Source organism: Pseudoalteromonas sp. Z1A2, from assembly GCF_011378755.1.
Lineage (GTDB): Bacteria > Pseudomonadota > Gammaproteobacteria > Enterobacterales > Alteromonadaceae > Pseudoalteromonas > Pseudoalteromonas distincta.
This window is the reverse complement of sequence record NZ_WTKX01000029.1, coordinates 22,055-42,887: the sequence shown is the minus strand read 5'-3', so window position 1 is coordinate 42,887 and position 20,833 is coordinate 22,055. Positions and strand designations below refer to the sequence as shown.

21 protein-coding genes are annotated in these 20,833 nt (G+C 39.8%); 9 read left to right on the top strand and 12 right to left on the bottom strand.

The annotated features are described in order from the left end of the window. Positions 1-107 precede the first annotated feature (107 nt). Together cmoB and cmoA are read right to left on the bottom strand one after the other, a co-directional pair. On the bottom strand, positions 108-1,076 hold the full coding sequence (cmoB, locus tag GQR47_RS17160) for a tRNA 5-methoxyuridine(34)/uridine 5-oxyacetic acid(34) synthase CmoB (protein ID WP_138488804.1): 969 nt from the start codon (positions 1,074-1,076) through the stop codon (positions 108-110). A gap of 12 nt (positions 1,077-1,088) precedes the next feature. Next, positions 1,089-1,814, bottom strand: coding sequence for a carboxy-S-adenosyl-L-methionine synthase CmoA (gene cmoA, locus GQR47_RS17155; RefSeq protein WP_007378000.1), 726 nt, complete (start codon positions 1,812-1,814; stop codon positions 1,089-1,091). Between the two features lie 116 nt (positions 1,815-1,930). Between cmoA and GQR47_RS17150 the strand changes: the two genes are divergently transcribed. Then, complete coding sequence (locus GQR47_RS17150) at positions 1,931-2,617, top strand: DUF3334 family protein (RefSeq protein ID WP_002959987.1); 687 nt, start codon at positions 1,931-1,933, stop codon at positions 2,615-2,617. 152 nt (positions 2,618-2,769) lie between these two features. Here the strand turns inward: GQR47_RS17150 and GQR47_RS17145 are convergent, their stop codons facing one another. The 6 genes from GQR47_RS17145 to GQR47_RS17120 form a co-directional block, all read right to left on the bottom strand. Further along, a complete protein-coding gene (locus tag GQR47_RS17145; protein ID WP_165724199.1) occupies positions 2,770-3,447 on the bottom strand; it encodes a response regulator in 678 nt (225 codons plus the stop codon). Positions 3,448-3,451: 4 nt separating this feature from the next. After that, positions 3,452-4,828, bottom strand: a complete 1,377-nt coding sequence (locus tag GQR47_RS17140; RefSeq protein ID WP_240915906.1) for an ATP-binding protein — start codon at positions 4,826-4,828, stop codon at positions 3,452-3,454. Between the two features lie 203 nt (positions 4,829-5,031). After that, positions 5,032-5,538, bottom strand: a complete 507-nt coding sequence (locus tag GQR47_RS17135) for a hypothetical protein (protein ID WP_165724195.1) — start codon at positions 5,536-5,538, stop codon at positions 5,032-5,034. Between the two features lie 12 nt (positions 5,539-5,550). Continuing rightward, positions 5,551-7,734, bottom strand: coding sequence for a YHYH protein (locus GQR47_RS17130; protein ID WP_206016176.1), 2,184 nt, complete (start codon positions 7,732-7,734; stop codon positions 5,551-5,553). 210 nt (positions 7,735-7,944) lie between these two features. Beyond that, positions 7,945-8,445 (bottom strand): YgjP-like metallopeptidase domain-containing protein, encoded by a 501-nt coding sequence (locus GQR47_RS17125; protein ID WP_165724193.1) that lies wholly within the window; start codon positions 8,443-8,445, stop codon positions 7,945-7,947. Between the two features lie 24 nt (positions 8,446-8,469). Next, the gene (locus GQR47_RS17120; protein ID WP_039488545.1) at positions 8,470-9,318 is read right to left on the bottom strand and encodes a DUF72 domain-containing protein; all 849 of its coding nucleotides are present in this window, start codon (positions 9,316-9,318) and stop codon (positions 8,470-8,472) included. Positions 9,319-9,565: 247 nt separating this feature from the next. On the opposite strand from GQR47_RS17120, the gene aspS reads away from it, so the two are divergent. The 3 genes from aspS (at position 9,566) to GQR47_RS17105 (ending at position 12,305) form a co-directional block, all read left to right on the top strand. After that, positions 9,566-11,344 carry an aspartate--tRNA ligase gene (gene aspS, locus GQR47_RS17115; protein ID WP_165724192.1) on the top strand — a complete coding sequence of 593 codons (1,779 nt, stop codon included), beginning with the start codon at positions 9,566-9,568 and terminating at the stop codon, positions 11,342-11,344. A gap of 119 nt (positions 11,345-11,463) precedes the next feature. Next, the gene (locus tag GQR47_RS17110; RefSeq protein ID WP_002959972.1) at positions 11,464-11,694 is read left to right on the top strand and encodes a hypothetical protein; all 231 of its coding nucleotides are present in this window, start codon (positions 11,464-11,466) and stop codon (positions 11,692-11,694) included. A gap of 14 nt (positions 11,695-11,708) precedes the next feature. Next, positions 11,709-12,305 (top strand): pentapeptide repeat-containing protein, encoded by a 597-nt coding sequence (locus tag GQR47_RS17105; RefSeq protein ID WP_165724191.1) that lies wholly within the window; start codon positions 11,709-11,711, stop codon positions 12,303-12,305. Positions 12,306-12,393: 88 nt separating this feature from the next. Here GQR47_RS17105 and GQR47_RS17100 read toward each other — a convergent pair whose 3' ends face one another. Further along, positions 12,394-12,717 carry a hypothetical protein gene (locus tag GQR47_RS17100; RefSeq protein WP_002959968.1) on the bottom strand — a complete coding sequence of 108 codons (324 nt, stop codon included), beginning with the start codon at positions 12,715-12,717 and terminating at the stop codon, positions 12,394-12,396. Positions 12,718-12,846: 129 nt separating this feature from the next. On the opposite strand from GQR47_RS17100, the gene GQR47_RS17095 reads away from it, so the two are divergent. Beyond that, on the top strand, positions 12,847-13,614 hold the full coding sequence (locus GQR47_RS17095; RefSeq protein WP_165724189.1) for an alpha/beta hydrolase: 768 nt from the start codon (positions 12,847-12,849) through the stop codon (positions 13,612-13,614). Between the two features lie 58 nt (positions 13,615-13,672). On the opposite strand, the gene GQR47_RS17090 is transcribed toward GQR47_RS17095, so the two are convergent. Beyond that, a complete protein-coding gene (locus tag GQR47_RS17090; RefSeq protein WP_154903549.1) occupies positions 13,673-14,875 on the bottom strand; it encodes a bifunctional alpha/beta hydrolase/OsmC family protein in 1,203 nt (400 codons plus the stop codon). A gap of 267 nt (positions 14,876-15,142) precedes the next feature. Between GQR47_RS17090 and GQR47_RS17085 the strand changes: the two genes are divergently transcribed. After that, positions 15,143-15,982 (top strand): 2OG-Fe(II) oxygenase family protein, encoded by an 840-nt coding sequence (locus GQR47_RS17085; RefSeq protein ID WP_008172584.1) that lies wholly within the window; start codon positions 15,143-15,145, stop codon positions 15,980-15,982. A gap of 200 nt (positions 15,983-16,182) precedes the next feature. Beyond that, on the top strand, positions 16,183-17,577 hold the full coding sequence (locus GQR47_RS17080) for a DEAD/DEAH box helicase (protein WP_024595752.1): 1,395 nt from the start codon (positions 16,183-16,185) through the stop codon (positions 17,575-17,577). Between the two features lie 124 nt (positions 17,578-17,701). Here GQR47_RS17080 and GQR47_RS17075 read toward each other — a convergent pair whose 3' ends face one another. Both GQR47_RS17075 and GQR47_RS17070 read right to left on the bottom strand, forming a co-directional pair. After that, positions 17,702-18,457, bottom strand: coding sequence for a DUF3307 domain-containing protein (locus GQR47_RS17075; RefSeq protein WP_149602928.1), 756 nt, complete (start codon positions 18,455-18,457; stop codon positions 17,702-17,704). Further along, positions 18,457-19,080, bottom strand: a complete 624-nt coding sequence (locus GQR47_RS17070) for a hypothetical protein (protein WP_024595754.1) — start codon at positions 19,078-19,080, stop codon at positions 18,457-18,459. The genes GQR47_RS17075 and GQR47_RS17070 overlap by 1 nt, the downstream gene beginning before the upstream one ends. Before the next feature lie 150 nt (positions 19,081-19,230). Between GQR47_RS17070 and GQR47_RS17065 the strand changes: the two genes are divergently transcribed. Next, on the top strand, positions 19,231-19,734 hold the full coding sequence (locus GQR47_RS17065) for an NYN domain-containing protein (RefSeq protein ID WP_024595755.1): 504 nt from the start codon (positions 19,231-19,233) through the stop codon (positions 19,732-19,734). 174 nt (positions 19,735-19,908) lie between these two features. Next, positions 19,909-20,829 carry an NAD(+) diphosphatase gene (nudC, locus tag GQR47_RS17060; protein WP_002962842.1) on the top strand — a complete coding sequence of 307 codons (921 nt, stop codon included), beginning with the start codon at positions 19,909-19,911 and terminating at the stop codon, positions 20,827-20,829. Positions 20,830-20,833 lie beyond the last annotated feature (4 nt).

Below are 20,833 nucleotides of genomic sequence, written 5' to 3'. Positions count from 1 at the left end.
GTAATTTTGAAATAATTAACAAGGACACTTGTCCGCTGTTTGTTGTTTAAATAAACAAAAAAACGCCCGTAGGCGTTTTTTTAGTATTAAAGGCGTTAAATTAACAGCTATGCTTTTGCGGTTAATATGGCTCGAAGTGGAGCGGGGTAGCCTTCAATTGTTTTACTTGTATCGTTTGGATCTAAAAAATCGATTAACGATTCGTTTTCCATCCAGTCGGTTTTACGTTGCTCTTCAAGCGTGGTAATAGCGCAATCTTTTATTTGCACATCTTTAAAGCCAACGCGCTCCATCCACAGCTTTAATGCTGCAGTACTTGGAATAAACCAAACGTTGCGCATTTTAGCGTAGCGGTCGGTTGGGACTAATACCGTGTTTTCGTCGCCTTCAATTACTAGGGTTTCAAGTACGAGTTCGCCGCCTGGGCGAAGCTGCGCTTTTAACTGCGCTAAAAAGTCGATAGGTGAGCGACGATGATAAAGTACACCCATAGAAAAAACAGTATCAAACGCTTTAAGCTCGGGTAATGCTTCTACGCCTAGTGGCAGTAAATGTACGTTTTCATCTGGGTTGTAGTGTTTAATTGCCTGAAACTGACATAAAAATAAATCAGATGGATCAATACCCACGACAAACTCTGCGCCTTCACCGCGCATACGCCATAAATGATACCCTGAGCCACAACCAATATCTAAAACAGTGCGGCCTTTTAATGGCTCAATATGAGGAAGCAGGCGGTCCCACTTCCAATCACTGCGCCACTCTGTATCTATTTCAATACCGTGCACACTAAATGGGCCTTTGCGCCATGGCATCATGCGTTTTAATAAATGCATGGCTTGCTTTTGCTCGCCATCACTCATCTCTCCTGGCGCGCCAATTTCTACCTTTGTAGAAATATCAACATGGGAAGTTGCCACCTCAGGCAAGTTTTTAAGTACTTTTTGCCATTTAGGCAAATCACCATGGCTAGCCTCGTTTTGCCAATGTTTTAATTGAGCAGGGAGGGTTTCTAGCCAGTGACTAAGTGGGCTTTGTGCGATAGATGCGTAAAATTGGTTAAACCATTGAGACATGGATGACTCTCTTTATTTAATTGCTACCATTGAGCAAAAATTAAAACATTGATACCACACTTGAGTTTGGCTAAAACCAATATCTTGTAAGCGAGTAAAGTGAGCGCTTAGTGTATCTGGGCGCATAACGTTTTCGATGGCGGTACGTTTTTGGCTTATTTCAAGCTCTGAGTAGCCATTGTGACGTTTAAAGTCGTGGTGCAAATCAATTAATAGGTTATCGCATTGCTCGTTTTCGGCTTTAATTTTTTCGCTTAGCAGCAATACACCACCAGGCTTTAAATTAGCGTATATTTTTTCAAGCACGGCTTGGCGCTGCGCATGTGGAATAAATTGCAGTGTAAAGTTCATTGCTACTACTGAGGCGTTTTGAATCTCAAGCTCGTTAATATCGCCCAAAGTAACAGTAACCGGCACATCCGATTTAAAACCTTGTAAGTGCACCTTACAACGCTCAACCATAGCTTGAGAGTTATCTACCGCTATTATATGGCAGTTATCGGTGCGAATGTTACGGCGCATGCTAAGCGTGACTGCGCCCAGTGAGCAGCCTAAATCATAAAGATTTGAGTTACTTTGTGCGTATTCACCCGCAAGTTTACCCATAGTGCTTACAATGGTGGCATACCCAGGTACAGAGCGCTGGATCATATCTGGAAAAACTTCGACTACATTTTGGTCAAAGCTAAAATCTTTTACTTGTTGCTCAGAGGCATAAATACTGTCTTTTATGGTCACGAAGGCAGTCTCTTTGTAAATAATGGCGCTATTTTAACATTTTATACTGGATAGTCAGTGATAAATTCAGTAGCTTGACTAGAATTATGAATAATAAGTACAAAAGAGAAGATTAAATGAGCAAAAGTAAGGTCATCAGCACAGACGATATATTAGCAACCCTTTGTCATTCAGTGACAGGTGTACTCACATCAGCCAGCGGTAATGGTATTAGCTACTCAGCCATGGTGCAAAAAATAACACGTACATGTATGCGACCAGATATTGGTTGCTTTGTTTTATTTGACGGCGGTTTTACAGGGCTCGTAATTACCAACTTTACTTCGCAAGCGGCGATGGAAATTTATGGCGATTACATGCGCAATATGGGAATGCCAGAAGATGAAATAGCGCATAGCCATTTATCAGACGACGTATCAAACGTACTAGGCGAGTTGATGAATCAAATTGTTGGCGACTTTACGTCTAAAGTGCGTGAGCAATTACATACGTCTATTACGCAAAACCAGCCAAAAATGATGGCAATAAACAAGCAAGTGCAAATATCGGTAGATACCACGATGGATCGCCCGCAAGCCCGCCGCGTAACATTCACCACAAGTAAGCAAAATATCTTTTACTTGGAATTAGCGATGGATAAAACAGAGTTCATTAAATTACACGACTTTGATATTGCAGAAGCACTCGACCCAGACGACATAATTGAAAACGAAGCACGTAAAAAAGCGGACAAAGAAAAATCATCTAAAGCAGTAGAACAAGATGATGGCGATGATGATTTTATGGCAGGCCTAGGGCTTTAAGTCTATTTACGTAGGTTGGGTTGAGAGAAACGAAACCCAACGACTGCTCAGCTATTAATCTTTAGTTATGAGTGTTCAGGTTAGTGATTAAAATAAAAGCGCGATTTATATCGCGCTTTTGCGTCATGTTAGCTTTATTTGAATAAGTAAACCTACTCTTTAAATTTATAGCCCACACTATAAACCGCTGCTATTGGGTTTAGTCCTGCTTGAATGTCGTTAATCTTTTTTCGTATATTTTTAATATGTGTATCTATGTTGCGATCGGATATGTCGGTTGTGTCGCTGTATACGTTATTAATAATATCTTCGCGGGTAAAAACACGCCCTACGTGGCTTATAAATAATAAAAATATTTTAAACTCGACGGCGGTAAAGCCAATACTTTTGTCGTTTAGGCGTGCTTCGTAATCGTCTTTGTGTAATTGGAAATTATTATGATTAATGATGTTGGTTTTAGGCTGGCTGGTCCTTCTTAGTACGGCTTTTATGCGTGCTACAACTTCTTTGGGGCTGAAGGGTTTGCATATGTAGTCATCGGCGCCGATCTCTAAACCCTGCAAGCGGTCTATTTCCTCACTTTTTGCGGTAAGCATAATAATAGGCAGACTTGAAAAGGCTCTTATTTGCTTACATAGCTCTATGCCATCAACATCTGGCAGCATTAAATCAAGAAGTATTAAATCTACTGCGTTTTGTTTTACAAAACTAACTACACCTTTGCCACTATTAAAGTGCTCAGTTTCGTAATTTTGTTGCTTAGCGTAGGCAATAAGTACCTCGGCAATGTTTTCTTCGTCTTCAACGATAAGTATTTTTTGTGATGCCATTATTTTAACCTAAAAGTGTCAGCGTTATTTTTACCTCTAGCCCACCGAGTGGTGAGTTGTGCAACGATATTTGACCGCCATGTGCCTCTACTATTTGTTTGCAAAGTGCAAGCCCTAAGCCCGAGCCGCCGTGCTCTCGGCTTCGAGATTTTTCAACGCGATAAAAACGCTCAAACAATTTTTGTAAGTCGTTTGGTAAAACACTTGGGGCTGAATCTTGTAAAATAAGCTCAATGTTATTGGGTCTTTTGTGGGCAAGTATTATTACTTGCCCACCTTTATGCGTGTATCTGCAGGTATTTTCTAACAGGTTTGAAAATAATTGTATAAGGCGTTCTTTATCACCATTTATTATACATTTGCCGGCTTTGGTTAAGCTTTTGCTATCTACATTTAATTGACGCTCTTTAAAGCGAGCGGTGTAGTTTTCAATTGATTGCTCAAAAATAGTGATTAAATCAATGCGCGCATTGTCATAGGTTAAATTAACGCTATCTGTTTGTGCTAGTTGAGCTAGGTCGTCAACAATGTGACTTAAGTTATCTACTTGGTTTATGAGTAAATTAATACGCTTTGTGTCGGCTGTAAATACGCCATCTTGCACGGCTAGTAAATGCGAGCGTAGTACAGTAAGTGGGGTTCTTAATTCGTGGGATGTATCTGACACCCATTGAAACCGCATTTGTTGGTTTTGCTCAAGCGTGTGGGCTAAGGCGTTAAAGTTGTTGGATAGGGTACCTAGCTCATCTTTACTAGAGGGGATGATTCTGCTGGCAAAATTTCCTTTTGTTAACTCATCGGTGCCAGTCACTATTTGCTTTATTGGTTTTATTAAATGGCGAGATAACACAATAGCCATAATAAATGCGAGCACAATAACGAGTAATGTGATCATAAAATAGTTATGAAATTGTGCTGCTAAAAATACTTTTACTGGGCTACTTTGCACAAGTTTTGAAGGTACTAAACCTATCCAGCCTATAACGTTATTGTTTAATAAAATAGGTTCTATATGTGGGTTGTCGTTTAAATTAGCCCTACCAATAACAACCTTTTTATTTTGATCATATAAACTTATACGTTGCCCTGTTTTAAGGGAACCTGCAGGTAAGTGTACCCACAATAAAGAAGGCGTTGCATTGCTGTTATTTGGTTTGGGTGGGGTGCTTGTGTGTTTATTCGCTTTGGGCTCGCCTGGCTTTTTTTGCGGCTCTACAATAGAGCGCCATAATTGCGTGCTTTGTGTAATGGGTTGCCAACTGCCTAATCCGCTATAAAGCTCAATAAGTTGATGCTTAACCATTGCTACATGTTTTGTTTCTTCTTGTTCAACAAAGTCGTTAAAACCTGACGAAAAGGTCATGTATATAAACACAAACATAAGCCCAACAAGGGCGATATTAGTGATAAAAAAAGCTAAAAAGAATTTATGTATTAATTTCACTGATTGGCAAATAGTAAAAATCATGACGTTAACGTACCAAGCAGTATTGCATATTGATTATGTGCCTACAATTAGCGTATTTAGGGAGTTGCTTACTAAAATCCTTTTTAAGTAAGCTTTTAGGTATGTTGATTCTTGGGCTAGAACTTTATTTTTGCGGTATCGCCAGCACCCAGTAACTTATATTGTGGTTTTACAAAGCTTGCGTGTACTGCACCTAAACTTTTAGGGAACGATATGGCAAGCTCATCTACTGTTGTAAATGTGTGCTTTGCTTGAAAAACAATTTCTAGGTCGTGCGCTTCGTTGTTGCTGGTGGTAAAAACGACGCGTTCAAACACGATAACTTGCTGATTTACACGTAAGCTCGTTTTTTGTTTAAGTGCATTTTTTACAAACTCTTCTTGTTGCTCTGCACTTAAGTTTGTAGGCATAAGCTTATCAATATCGCCCATAAGCCATGCTTGCTCGCTTTGCAGCGCTGAGATTAAATGCTCAGCATTAGTTAATACTTTTACTTCAACTTGCCCATCTCTTAAAATTACTTGGGCTGTTGTGTTTTTTAATACATGGGCGCTCACTTGAGCGCTCATACTTGTTAAAATACACGCGAGCATTAGCCATTTTAATTTTTTTAAAAAATACATAATTACTACCTTTTATTGAGGTTGCTCAATAATTGCTTTACAAATAAGGGTGTTGTCGGTTTCTAAGTCTTCGCCCCATATGAATTTTGCATTTTCATCCCAGTTAATATCGTCGTAACCGTCTTTTGGTCCTACATCGGCAAAGTTGTGCTCTACTGCATTAGCCCAGTTTGCGTTATCAAAGTTACTTTGCAGCCAGTTAGTTGGTGCTTCTTTTGACATAAACGTACAAACGCCTTCGCCCGCGACAGGGTTTGATTCGCTTTCGCATAATTTGTTGAGCGGCGCTTTGTGCAGTATTTCGCATTTAAAGCTTTTATCGCTTACGGCAACTACTTTATTTGTATCGGTGTCGGTAAGTTGCATAATAAAACCGCCATCACCCATTTGCTGATTTTTAGCGCCGATGTATTCAAGCCCAGTGTCGTTTTGCTTAAAGTCTTTAATTATTAAATTAAGCTCAATAGGGTAGTTTGCAGAAAACGTAATACTTTCGGCATTAAATGAACGCTCTGTAGTTATAGGCACAGAATCTTCAACAAGTAACTGCTCGCCTATGTAGGCTGTAAACCAGTTATCAGCCCATGCTTCTAGCTTTAAGTTATGCTTGCCTGTAATGGCAGGATTTGTATTTTGCTTAGTGACTGTTGGAGTAAGGTGATTTGGTTGCGGACCTCTACAAAATGTACCTGTTTGAACTTTGCCACCATTACTGATGGTTTTTTGTTTAAAGCTATAGCAGTCTTTTCCCTGTGATGCAGGGCTGTAGGTAGTAAAGTAGTTCTCGCCTTTGTATGAGTAGCTCATTGTACGGCTGCCGTTTTCAGAGATTGTGTGCGTTAGGTTTTCAACGCCTCCTTGTGGCGGGCGCAAGTCGGCTCTTATACCTTGAGTATCGCCACTAAGTGGTGACACTCTTGGTAATTTTGCGGTATCTACTTCACCAACTAAGCACTGAATAATATACGGCGGCGTAGCTGATGTTTGGTAGCGATAGCCAAATGTGTCGTCGGTTTGTCCGTTACATACATCAAGGTCACCTTTGGCAATTGCACTGCCGTCTGGGTTTTTACTGCCATACAGCGGGTAACCATCGTAAGCCCAACCAATAATGGCATCGCTTGTTTGGTTTTTCATTGTGTCAATCATACACGTTGGCGATACATGATAATGGTAGTCATCACCTCGTCCTGCGTGTCCGCCACATATATCTAACTGTCCGAGTGCTAAAGTGTCGTGTTTTTCATCGTAGCTATTTACGTCCAACTCACCTTGCGAAGAATAGTCGTATATTGGTACGCCGTTAACGGCAACACCTACGGCTGCATCAATTGTTGTTATTGTTTTTGCTTTTTTAGGATTTAGCTTTATAGGTGCTACGTAGTCTTTAGCTGGAACGGGTATTTGCTCGTTAGTACCTGTAATACCAGTCATTACTTCATGATCAGGATAAGTAGATGAGGCAATATAAGCATAGTGTTCATCGCACGTAACAGATACGCTTTTATCAAACCCTGCATTACTCACTGATTGTTTAATAGCATCGCAACGAGGTGATTTTACGTTAGCGGTTAAATATGATTTATCAGGCTTTGGTTGCTCATTTGGTTTTGGTCTTGTATTAGGTTTGTGCTCGGCGCTATTAGCGCTTCGCGAGTATTTAACCGTCATACTTGCAGTATCGAGCGTAATATCTTTTACAGCAGCGAGTAATGCTGAGCGATCTACCTTTGTATCGCTATTAAAGGTAACCGGTGCAGATAACGCGTACACAGTATAAGTATAGCTTTTTTCACCTGGACCTTTAGAGCAAGGCGGCGCGTATTGGTTTAAATCGTTTACGCTATTAGAGCCTACTTCACCGAGGGTTTCGCCCGCTTTAATTTGTGTTTTATCGGCGGCAATATTGTACATGGTCCAATACCAATGCATTCCCTCTGGCGCTTTATGATCCATAATTAACGCATAATATTTGGTTGCCTTAGGTGCTCCACTCCAGTTAAGTGGGGGGCTAATGCTTTGCCCATCGCATGTATAAGTAATAGGCAAATTACCGCCATCACTTACTTTTGAGCTGGTTAGAGTAAAATCATTGAGGTTTGATTGTTCAAGTGATTGGCTGTTTTGCTCGTTGCAGGCACTTAAGGTTAAGCAGCACAGGGCACTGAGTAAAATGGCATGGGTATTTTTCATCATTTAAAAACTCCAAAGATTAAATTAACTTTTAAGAGTGTAGTTCTCAAATGTAGGGCAATTATGTAGTTTTAAACTTTTTTTATTAAGGGCTGGCGTTAAGTTGTGAGCTGCTTACGGGGATAAAAGACTGGGTATGGGCGTTTGGTTATGAAAGGAAATATTAACTTAAGTATGGCGTTATTTACACTCATTTAAGTAACGCTAAAACCCTTATTTTAAATAAGGATTTTCACCCATTGCGACTACCACACAAAAAATTCTTAAATCTAACTCTAGCTGGTGGTAACTGGGTTCCATATGGCAGCAAAGCTGATAAAAGCCTTTGTTGTGGTCTTTTTCTTTAAAGTGGGCGAGCTCATGTACCACTAACGCTTTTAATAACGGCTCGGGAGCGCGGAGCAAGTCGCTGTTTATCGCTAAATCGTGTTTACGGGTTTTACCTTGCATTCGATACGTATGTGTACCGAGTGCATTGGTCACCATGTCGCCTTGTTTTTTAAACGCCGCACGACCAAATGGTGGCGCATTTTTTAAATATTGTTTTTTAAGCTCGGTTGCATAGCTATAAAGTAGTTTATCGCTGGTAATAGTGTGTGCTTGCGGATACTTTTTAAGTAAGTAGTCACATACCTTGTTGTTATTTATAAGGCTTAATACTTGCTCAACAATGTTAGCTGGGTAGCCGGTAAAGTAATGTGCGTATTTACTCATTATTATTTCTCTGTCGTTTTACTTTTAAAAAAGTGCTGGCTGGTGGGCTTCTTTTTCGCCAGTAAATGGGTTTAATGCTTTGTGATCATAACCAAGGTCTTTGCAAAACTGCCTTGCTAATAATGGCGCTTCTCGGTTATCTGCCGTATGAAAAAACACATAGGGCGTTTTTCCTTCATCAAGCCATTGTTTTACTTTACTTAGCCACGGTTTATAAAAGGGTTTATAGTCGTTTTGTAAATCGGCTATTACAAAGCGCGCCATAGGCTCTGATCCAGTAGCTATTGCATGTACCGGTAAGTGGGGCTTTTTTTGCTGTGCATCTATTAGCGCTTCGGTTGTTGGTTTTACCGCAAATAGGGCGCGAGTATCCATCGATATACGATTTATGTTATTTGCCATTAATAATTGGTTAAGCGCAATTTCGGCTTCACCCTTTTGAAAAAACGCAGTATGACGTACCTCTACACCGTAATTAACCTCTTTTGGTAACAGGCTAATAAATTGGGCGAGTTTGGGTAAGTCACCAGGGCCAAATGCTTTAGGTAATTGCAGCATGATTTGCCCGGTTTTTTCTAAAATAGGGGAGAACAAGTTAAGCCAATCAGTGAGCTCGGTTTGAACATTAGTTAGGTGCAGCTCGTGGCTAAAGCGACGATTAAACTTAAACGTAAATTTAAAATCATCGGGTACGCTGTTTGCCCAGCGCAATACGGTACTTGGCGATGGGTCAGCGTAAAAGCTGGTATTACCTTCAACAGAGTTAAAGTGTTGGGCGTATTGGCTAAGCATATCGGCGTTTTTACATTGGCTTGAAAATAAATTGCCTTTCCATGCATTACTCGACCACTGCGGGCATCCAATATATAACATACAAACTAGCGCCTTATTATAAAGTGGCGATAGTGTAGCAAATAACAAAACGAGCTGCTGTAAATTCAGGGGCAAAAGCGGCACACGCCCTAGCATCTTAATGTTAGTTGAGTATAATGCAGGGCTTAATTTGATTATTTTTAGATTGCTAGCGGCTTTATTTGTATTGTGGTGACCTGTTTTTTAAATCACACGCCTTAAAACAAATAAATATAACCGTTTAAGCCTTTTATCTGACAGGAAAACTATGCGCTCTATATATTGCGGACAGCTAAATAAAACTCACGTAGATCAAGAAGTTGAACTATGTGGCTGGATCAACAAACGACGTGACCTTGGTGGACTTATCTTTGTCGATTTACGCGATAGAGAAGGTTTAGTACAAGTTGTATTCGACTCTGACATTGAAGAGTTAATGAGTTCAGCTAACACACTTCGCCAAGAATTTTGTGTTCAGCTAAAAGGTACTGTACGTGCACGCCCTGATAGCCAAGTAAATAAAGATATGGCAACAGGTGAAATTGAAGTTTTAGGTACTGAGCTTACAATTATTAACCGCTCTGAACCGCTTCCACTTGATTTTAACCAAGTAAACTCAGAAGAGCGTCGTTTAAAATACCGTTACTTAGACCTACGTCGTCTAGAAATGAGTGACCGTATTAAATTACGTGCTAAAGCAAGCAGCTTTGTTCGTCGCTTTTTAGATGAAAACGGCTTTTTAGACATCGAAACACCTGTACTTACTAAAGCAACGCCAGAAGGCGCACGCGATTACTTAGTGCCAAGCCGCGTTCATAAAGGTAGTTTTTACGCTTTACCACAGTCTCCACAGTTATTTAAGCAATTGTTGATGATGTCGGGTTTCGACCGTTACTACCAAATTGTTAAATGTTTCCGTGATGAAGATTTACGTGCCGATCGTCAACCAGAATTTACCCAAATAGATATAGAAACCTCGTTCATGAGCTCTGATCAAGTACGTGGTATGACTGAAAAAATGATCCGCGAGATGTGGCAAACATTGTTAAACGTTGATTTAGGCGATTTTCCAATCATGCCTTACAGCGAGGCAATGAGCCTTTACGGTTCTGATAAGCCTGATTTACGTAACCCAATGAAGTTAGTTGATGTTGCAGATTTAGTTAAAGATGTAGAGTTTAATGTTTTCTCAGGTCCAGCTAACGACGAAAAAGGTCGTGTTGCTGTATTAACTGTACCGGGTGGCGCTAAGCTTTCTCGTAAACAGCTTGACGATTACACTAAGTTTATTGGTATTTACGGCGCTAAAGGCATGGCGTGGATGAAAGTAAATGACCACACTGCAGGCGCTGAAGGTGTTCAATCACCAGTGGCTAAGTTTTTAAGCGAAGACGTAATCACAAAATTACTTGAGCGTACTAATGCACAGTCTGGCGATATTATTTTATTCGGTGCCGATAAGCGCAATACAGTAAATGAAGCAATGGGCGCACTGCGCGTTAAGATTGGTGTTGACTTAGAAATCACTAACCTTAATAGTTGGGCACCACTTTGGGTTGTAGACTTCCCAATGTTTGAAGAAGATGACGAAGGCACATTACATGCTGTGCATCATCCATTCACTGCACCAAAAGATATCACTGCAAGTGAGCTTGAAGCAAATCCAGCTGCGGCTATTTCAGATGCCTACGACATGGTATTAAACGGCTACGAAGTGGGTGGCGGTTCGGTACGTATTCATAATGCAGATATGCAAGAAACTGCATTTAGAATTTTAGGTATTAACGAGCAAGAGCAACAAGACAAGTTTGGCTTTTTACTTGATGCACTTAAATACGGTACACCACCACATGCTGGTTTAGCATTTGGTCTTGACCGTTTAGCAATGCTTTTATGTGGTACCGATAACATTCGTGACGTTATTGCTTTCCCTAAAACAACACAAGCGTCGTGTTTATTAACTAACGCGCCTAGTAAGCCTAATATGGATTCGTTAGCTGAGCTTGCAATTAGTGTTGTTGAAAAATCGATACCTAGCGAAGAGTAATTTTTGTTTAGCTTATTGAGCTAAATTTAAAAACCCTTAAGTTATATGCTTAAGGGTTTTTTTGTGGTTAAATTTACAGCAACATGTATTTTAATCGAATAGACGAAAAAGGAATTATTATGTCGATCAATGCAACCTTATTTGGTGAATTTTTAGTTTTTTTTATTGTGCTGAGTATTCCTATTTTTGCTGTAATTAGCTACAAAATAGGTAAGCGTAAAAGTACTATGCCGGGGGTTTTAGCTTTTGTGGGTGGCTGTTTAGCGCTATTTCCACTATTTGCTTTGATTTTTATTGCAGTGCTTGCGCTTAAAAAAGATTTACCTAAAAATAGCGTCTATGCCCATTAAAAACTAGGTTAATAGTGTCAATTTCAAATAATAATCACTACTTCGACGAGCAATTTAATGCTTTACAGCGCGAAGAGCAACTAACTGAAAATTCTGAGTTTGAAGAGTGCACATTTACCGATTGCGACTTTTCAGGCGGGCAGTTTAAAAATTGCCGATTTATACAGTGCAACTTTAAAAACTGTAATTTATCGTCACTTAAATGGAACTACAGCTCGCTTGAAGATGTAAGTTTTAGCCACTGTAAATTAAATAGTCTGCAATGGACTGACGTAGATTGGCCAGCGCTTAGTATTAACGCACCGGTGAGTTTTAATTATTGCGAGCTCAGTAATAGTTCTTTTTTTGAATTAACCCTCAAAGCCCTCAAACTAACACACTGCTTTGCCAAAAATGTTGATTTTAGACATGCTGATTTAAGCGGTAGTGAATTTACAGGAACAGATTTTCGCGATAGTGAGTTTTTTCAAACTAACTTAACAAAATGTGATTTTGTAGGTGCGACAGCGTTTAATATAGATTTGAATAATAATATTTTAGCGAATGCTAAGTTTGATCGCTTCGAAGCACTTAATTTACTTACCAGCCTTAATATAGAGCTTTGTGATTAATTTAGTTTAATATGATTACATATCTAGAAGCGACAGCTTGGCTGGGCTTCTAGATACTGCGTAACTGCGTAACTGCGTAACTGCGTAATTAACGGCTAGGGCCATTTTTATTACGTGCACTGGCAAGCTGTCTTGCGATTTCTAATAACGCAGGTGAAATATCTTCAGCGCCATCTTTAATTAGTTTTGTAACGTCACCTGATGAAAACAAACCGTCACGTGGTGATTTAATACCTAACTCACGAACAAAATCCTTCGTTTTACCTGTGCTGCCTGTTTCAATAAACTTAAAAATAATACGTTCATTGTTGTTTTTAGCAGGGGTTTTTAGTGTTTCGATTTCGTCATGTATTGCCGTTAGTTTGTCTTCTAAAATTTCTATACGTTCTTGAATGCTATTGTATGATTTCATTTATTGGATCTTTTACTAAATATATTTAAACAATGGCGGCCATTATCGCATAGTTTGACAATAGAGAATGCAAACCTATAAAGTAAAAATTATTTTTAATTAAAAACAATAATTTATATAAGTTTAAATATGCAAAAAACACTTAAAAAGCTTTTTATGTTAAGCGCACTAGCTCTAAGTGCATCAGATATAAGCACATCAGCAATAAGCGCGACAAGCTATGCAAACGATGGCGTTATGACTGATGAAAGCCGCAATCGCACTATTCCTATCAATATTACATTGCCAAGTAACAATGCTAAGTGTACAGCGCAAGTAAAATGCCCTGTAGCGTTTATTAACGCAGGTTACGGGATTAGCCATAACAAGTATACGTTTGCCAGTAATGCGTTTAATCAGCACGGATATTTAACAATAGCCGTTGCACATGAATTAAAAAGTGACCCTTACCTTAATCGTGAGCAGCCTTACTTAACAACACGTATGGGAAACTGGCATCGTGGTGTAGTAACGCTTAAGTTTTTAGTTAATGAGCTATCGAGTAAATACCCAGCATACGACTTTACAAAACTCACCTTATTTGGGCACTCAAACGGCGGGGATATTTCGTCATTATACGGCTCTATTTATCCAAACGAAGTTAGCACTATTATTACGCTCGATCATCGCCGCATGTTGATCCCGCGCAATAAAAACATTCGCGTACTTACTCTACGCGGTAGTGATTACCCAGCTGATGCGAATGTGCTGTTAAACGATTCAGAGCTGAATAAGTTTCCTGTTACGCAAATAATGATAGAAAAATCGCGTCATAACGATATGTACGATGGCGGGCCAAAATGGCTGGTGGATAGAATGAGTAAAGAAGTAGAGGGATTTTTAGATAGTAAAAGTTAGGTATATAAAAGTTAAATCACAGCGCAGTGTTACCTGCGCTATATTAATTTCACGGCAGTTATTCTACCAGTTCACTTACAATAACTGGGTTATTGTGTAGTGTTTTATGCACTGGGCATTTGTCGGCTATTTCGAGTAAACGCTGACGCTCAGGCTCTGTTAAGTCGCCACGTAAGGTGATTTTACGGGTAATGGCTTCAAGGTTACCGGTTTGCTCACAATCGTCGCAATCTTTGTTGTAATCGCGAGTGTGATCAAGCTCTACTTTAACATGCTCCAGTGGTAATTTTTTACGTGTAGCGTACATGCGCAATGTCATTGCCGTACAGGCACCAAGCCCCGCTAATAAGTGATGATACGGATCGGGACCTAAGTTTTTACCGCCTACTTTTATTGGCTCATCTGCAAGCCAAGTATGATCTTTTGTACTTACGTGCTGAGTAAATACATGGTCTTTTTCTTCAACAAGTACATTACCACCCGTTAAACTTGCCGTGTATTTAGTTTTGTCGTACTTAACATAACGGTTTGCCCACGTTGCAATTATTTGTGCAGCGTAGTCGGCATCATTTTTATTTGTTAAAAGGTGATCGGCGTTATCTAGGCTAATAAAGCTTTTAGGATGCTTAGCTGATGCATAAATTTTTTCAGCTTCACTAATATTTACAGTCGCATCAATAGGGGAGTGCATTACTAATAATGCGCGCTTAAGTTTACTTATGTGGCTTTTATCGTACTTGGCTATATCGTCAATAAATTGCTTTTTAATGGTAAATTCACGACCAGCTAAGTTAACTTTAGCTTCACCTGCTGCGTTAATTTCATCAAGGTGTGCTTCAAAGTTATGCGCTACGTGCTGCGCATCTGACGGTGCGCCAATGGTTGTAATAGCCGATACTTCAGGAATATGCTCAGCAGCAGCAAGTACCGCAGCGCCGCCTAAACTGTGGCCAATGAGTAGTTGCGGCGGAGCAAAATGCTCACGTAAATGATTTGCCGCAGATACTAAATCTTGAATGTTTGATGAAAAGTTACTGTTAGCAAAATCGCCATCACTATTACCTAAACCGGTAAAGTCGAAACGCAGTACGGCGATACCTTGTTGTGTGAGTGCACGGCTAATTCGTGTAGCTGCTGCAATGTCTTTACCGCATGTAAAGCAGTGTGCAAATAGCGCGTAAAACTTAACGTCACCAGAGGGAAGTTCAAGTTGGCCGGCAAGTTCTAAATCGCCGCTTTTAAAAGATACTTTTTGTCGCATGGGGAGCCTTATTTACACAAATAAAATATATTCTAATAATAGACCAGAGATAGTTACTAAACCTTGCAAATTCAACGTTTTTTTATTAGTTGATCTTGATCAAGCAAAGTGACAGTGACTATGCCTTGCGGACATATGTCCTTATGTTTTTGAGGTCATTTGTCTATCCTCGCATAGCGCTATATTGAAGGCTTTGCTACTTTATATAAGTAATTTAGCACTATTAAAAGCAACTCACTTCACACAACCTATTCACTGGAACGTACAATGCAATTACCTACTGTTGATTATAAAGCTCCCGATGCGGCTGCACAATTTGTTGAATCGTTAAGAAATACTGGATTTGGCGTTTTAAAAAACCACCCAATCCCACAGTCTTTAGTTGAGTCTATTTACAAAAATTGGCAAGACTTTTTTAACTCAGAGCAAAAGCACGACTTTTTATTCTCTAAAGAAACTCAAGACGGTTACTTTCCGCCTTCAGTATCAGAAGTAGCGAAAGGCTTTACAATAAAAGACATTAAAGAGTACTTTCATGTGTACCCTAAAGGTCGCGTTCCTGCCCAGCTTGAGGCTGATGTACGTGAATACTACCGTTTAGCAAGTGAATTTGCTGGCACATTATTAAGCTGGGTTCAGGCTGAAGCACCAGCTGATGTACGTGCTAAGTTTTCGATTGATTTAAAAGACATGATTGCCGATTCTGAGCAAACATTGTTACGTATCCTACATTATCCACCAATGACGGGTGATGAAGAGCCTGGTGCTATTCGCGCAGCAGCCCATGGCGATATTAATTTATTGACTGTATTACCAGCTTCTAATGAGCCAGGTTTACAAGTTCAAAAAACAGATGGCGGTTGGTTAGACGTGCCATGTGATTTTGGCAGCTTAATTATTAATATCGGCGACATGCTACAAGAAGCGTCGGGCGGGTATTTCCCATCGACAATTCACCGTGTAATTAACCCAACGGGTAAAGCATCTACTAAATCGCGTATTTCATTACCGTTATTTTTACACCCGCATCCAGATGTTGTGCTTTCAGAGCGCTACACGGCAGATAGCTACTTGCAAGAACGTTTGCGTGAGTTAGGTGTTAAGTAACTCTAATACTTAGAGTAATTAAGTATAAACAAAAAACGGCCTATGGCCGTTTTTTGCATTTTTAAGCAACTTGATCACAGGTTTAATTTTAATAAACTATGCTCAATTGCCTGCAACGTAAATAATGGCATGCATTCTTAGCTACTACAGGTATAATGCGCGCAACTGGCTAATGTAGCCTTATTTAAAAGAGAGTTTATATGAGTTTTGAAGGTTTAGGTTTATCACAGTCTTTGGTTAATGCGGTTTTAGAAAAGGGCTATGAAACGCCAACGCCGATTCAGGCTCAAGCAATTCCTGCAATTATTGAACGCCGTGATGTTATGGCGGCTGCGCAAACAGGTACAGGTAAAACAGCGGGTTTTACATTACCACTTATTGAGCGCTTGTCGTCGGGCCCTAAAGCTAAGAGTAACCACGTACGTGCACTTATTTTAACGCCTACACGTGAACTTGCTTTGCAAGTAAGTGAAAACGTTGAAGAGTACGCTAAGCATTCTGATGTGAGCTCATTTGTAGTTTACGGTGGCGTTAAAATTAACCCACAAATGCAGCGTCTTCGTAAAGGTGTTGATATTTTAGTCGCAACGCCGGGTCGTTTAATCGACTTACATAATCAAAATGCAGTTAAATTTGATAGCGTTGAAGTGCTTGTACTCGATGAAGCTGACCGCATGTTAGACATGGGCTTTATTCACGATATTAAACGCTTAATTGCTAAAATGCCTGCTAAACGTCAAAACTTGATGTTTTCGGCTACATTTTCAGATGAAATTCGTGCATTAGCAAAAGGGTTAATTAATGACCCAGTTGAAATTTCAGTTGCTGCAAAAAATACCACAGCGAAAAGTGTTACTCAGTGCGTTTACGCGGTAGATAAAACACGTAAAACAGCATTGCTAAGCCACTTGATTCGCACTAACGATTGGCAACAAGTATTAGTGTTTAGCCGTACAAAGCACGGTGCTAACCGCTTAGTTAAACAACTAGAGCGCGATGACATTGTAGGCGCGGCTATCCATGGTAATAAATCACAAGGCGCACGTGTTAAAGCACTTGATGGTTTTAAAAGTGGTGAAGTACGCGTATTAGTAGCAACAGACATTGTTGCACGTGGCTTAGACATTGTTGAATTACCGCATGTTGTTAACTACGACTTACCAAACGTATATGAAGATTATGTTCATCGTATTGGCCGTACAGGCCGTGCTGGTGCGTCGGGTCATGCGATTTCGTTTGTAACGGTTGATGATGCTGTTGATTTATACGGTATTGAACGCTTTATTGGTGAGCTTATTCCACGTGCTGAAGAAGACGGTTTTGAGCCTATTAACCCAGTAGCTGAACGCGCATTAGATGCTCGCCCACTGCCGGCTAAAAAGCCTAAGAAAAAGCAGCCTTTTAATAAGCCTAAATCTGATAGCAGCAAGCCTAACAGCAAAAAGCCGAACAATGGTGGTAATGGTACCGGCCCACGCCGTGGTGGTTCTAAAAAGCCAGCTGCTAAAACAGATGACAGCGCGCAAAACCCATGGGCAAAGCGTGAATCTGTTGGCGGTAATGGCCAACGCCGTCGTCGCACCAATAACGATTAATCATTATTAGTGATTGCACTAGCGTTTAATTAATTTAGAATTTAGTTAAATGCTGATACAAAAAACGCGCTCCCTTCTTTAATTAAATAGAGGCAGCGCGTTTTTTATTACCTGTAAATTGTACTTACTGTATTGCCTGCCTGATTAAATAGTTAATACCCAAGCCGACAAATAAAGTAACACTTACGCTAAGTAGTGTGCCAAGCATAACGTACTCGGTAAGTTTTTTATCTTTGCTTGCACTTAAATCACCAAACCTAAATACCGACTTTGCCGCAAGTAAAAATCCAAGCCCTGCAAATTGGTCAAGCAATATAAAGCTCAGCATAAGTACGCGTTCCAACATACCTATGCTTTGCCCTGCAAGTGGTAAGCTACCAGTACTTGAAAAGTTGCTTGTTAAACGCTCTAACATCATTCTTATAAATACGGCGCTGGGACTTAAAATAATTAAATAACCGCATACCACCCACAGTATTTTGGGATCAGTGAGCATATTATTAATTGCAGCCATAAAGCTATTGTTATCAGTTAGCCAAATACTGAGCGCAATAATAACGAGTATGTGCGCTATTTGATCTAGTAAAAAAGGCACCACGCCTTTATTAGAATACGATTTAGCTATATCAATAAAGTAATGGCTCAGCATAATGCTCGCCGTGGCAATTAAAACACTGCTTAGTTGCTGCCAGCCGAATGTGTATTCCCACACGGTAATAATGAGTGCACTTGTTACACCATGCACTAGTACATGAAAATAAAGCTTACTGGCTTTAAAGTGACGGGTATTTCTGTCGTTTACCCAACTCATAGGTTGCCAGTAAAAATCAGCGAGTAAGTGGCCAATAATAAGCGCGACCAGTAAAAGTGAAAACGCCATTATTCACCTCCTTTAATTATATTTTTTATAACGTTTTGTGTGTGCTTAATAAAGCGCTCTATAAGTTGGTAGTGCGCTAAATTTAGTAGTTTGGTTACGTTTTCGCGACTTGTTTTAAGCTCTTTAGCCAGTGCCGCGTGGCTGTTGTCTGGTGATGTTAAATAGACATACAGGGCATTTGCTTGTTTTTGTGTGATTTTAGTGAGCAATACGTCGGCAAAAGCTAAATTAAGATTTAAGCTTTCATCGAGCTGCTGCTCGTTAATATTAAAAACAAAGCGTTGATTACCTATTTTATCAAGGCCTTGCCCCGAAAGAGTAAAAGCAGAACCGGTTGCTGTTTTTATATCGCTGCGTGGGTTATCTATTTGCCCAAGCGCCAAGCTTTGTCGTAGTTCATAACCTGACGATTTAAGGTGTAAATATACAAGTATGGCATTTTTAAAAAGGAGCTCAGGATTATTAACTTGTAACTGAAAGGCATCGCCTCGGTATATATTCCAAAGTGTTTGCTCCCCCGAAATGTTTCGCAAACTTTGCTCTAGTTGATAAAGCATGGCATCGTATTGCTGCTTAGGGATTGTTTGCGATTTAATAATATCGCCGCTGATCACACCAATCATAAAAATCTCAAAATGGTTACTTTTTAATATGTAACCAATATTGGTTACATAAGGGTATGTAACTAATTTAGGTTACTTAAATATAAATTGCAAGGTACACTTATTTTATAACGTTACTTTTATTGCTATTAATCCTCACTAGGACACTAAATGACTTTACAAAACGAGCAGCAAAGCACGAAACCACGGGTCGGTATTTTTGTTGATGTGCAAAATATTTATTACACGTGCCGTGAGAGTTACGGGAAAAATTTTGACTACAATGCGTTTTGGCGAATGATGGAGGCGCAATACAATATTGAGTGTGCTTTTGCGTATGCAATTTATCGAGGAGATGAAAAGCAAAATCAGTTTCAAAATATTTTGCGTGCGATTGGTTTTGACGTAAAGCTAAAGCCATTTATTCAACGCCGTGATGGAAGTGCTAAAGGCGATTGGGATGTAGGCATAACAATAGACATGTTAGAGCAGGGTAAAAATCTTGATAAAGTTATTTTGCTCTCTGGCGATGGTGACTTTGCTTTGTTACTTGGGCATTTAAAAAGTCAATATAATGTACCGTGCGATGTATACGGTGCTGACAGGTTAACTGCTGAGGTATTAAAACAAAGCGCAGAGCAATTTCATTTAATTGATAATACTTTGCTACTTTAACAGTAAAAAATAGTTAAAAAAGTGCAAGCTAAGTGCCTGCAACATGAGAGATTTTAATACAAAGCCGTAATAGATGAATTAAGCCTTATATAGGCTTTTTTTATTACTGTAATCAATTGGGTTTGCTAAATGATTATGGTAATTTTAAAGCATAACGAGTTACCAAGGACTTACATGCTTCATTACAGCAACATGCCACTAGATAGAGGCTCAAATTTTCGTAAAGACCCATCGTGGCTTAAAGCGCAAATGTCGGCGCAAAGTAAATGGGTTTTAGTTAAAAATAATCAAACCCTATTTATTAAAGATACCCCTAAAGTAAGCTATTTAACGTATCAACAAGTGGCACATTTAGATTTAACGAGTGCTATTTTTGTTGGTTTAAACAATGCTAAACATGGTGTGTTTGCATTGGATGTTTCTGATCTGGATGAAAGCGTACTTTCGCCTTTAATAGAGGGCGCTCAGTTTTTTGATATTCGCCAATATGGGCCTCAAGTAACCATTAAATATGCCTCAATAGCAGCCCTTGCGAGAGGGCTATGTTATTGGCATGCCACGCACCGTTTTTGTGGGCGCTGCGGTAGTAAAAACCGTTCAGTGGAAGCCGGGCATTCTCGTGTATGTGAAAACGAAAACTGTAAGCATCCTACATTCCCGCGTACCGATCCTGCGGTAATTATGGTCGTTACTAAAGTCTTTGCTGACGGAGTAGAACGCTGTTTATTAGGTCGCCAAGCTGCGTGGCCCACTGGTATGTATTCATCGCTTGCTGGATTTGTAGACCCAGGGGAGACACTAGAACAAGCTGTTGCGCGTGAAGTTAAAGAAGAGGCAGGTATAGAGGTTGATAATGTACGTTATGTAGCATCTCAGCCATGGCCGTTCCCATCGTCAATTATGCTTGGCTTTTTTGCACAGGCGACATCTGAGCAAATTAACGTAGATAAAGAAGAGCTAGACGATGCAAAATGGTTTAGTCGTGAAGACTTAGAGCAATTTGGTAATTGGCACGAAGAAGGCGAGCATTTAAAGCTGCCTAGAACCGATTCTATCTCTCGTTATTTAATTGAGCATTGGCGCACAAACCCTTAAGGAT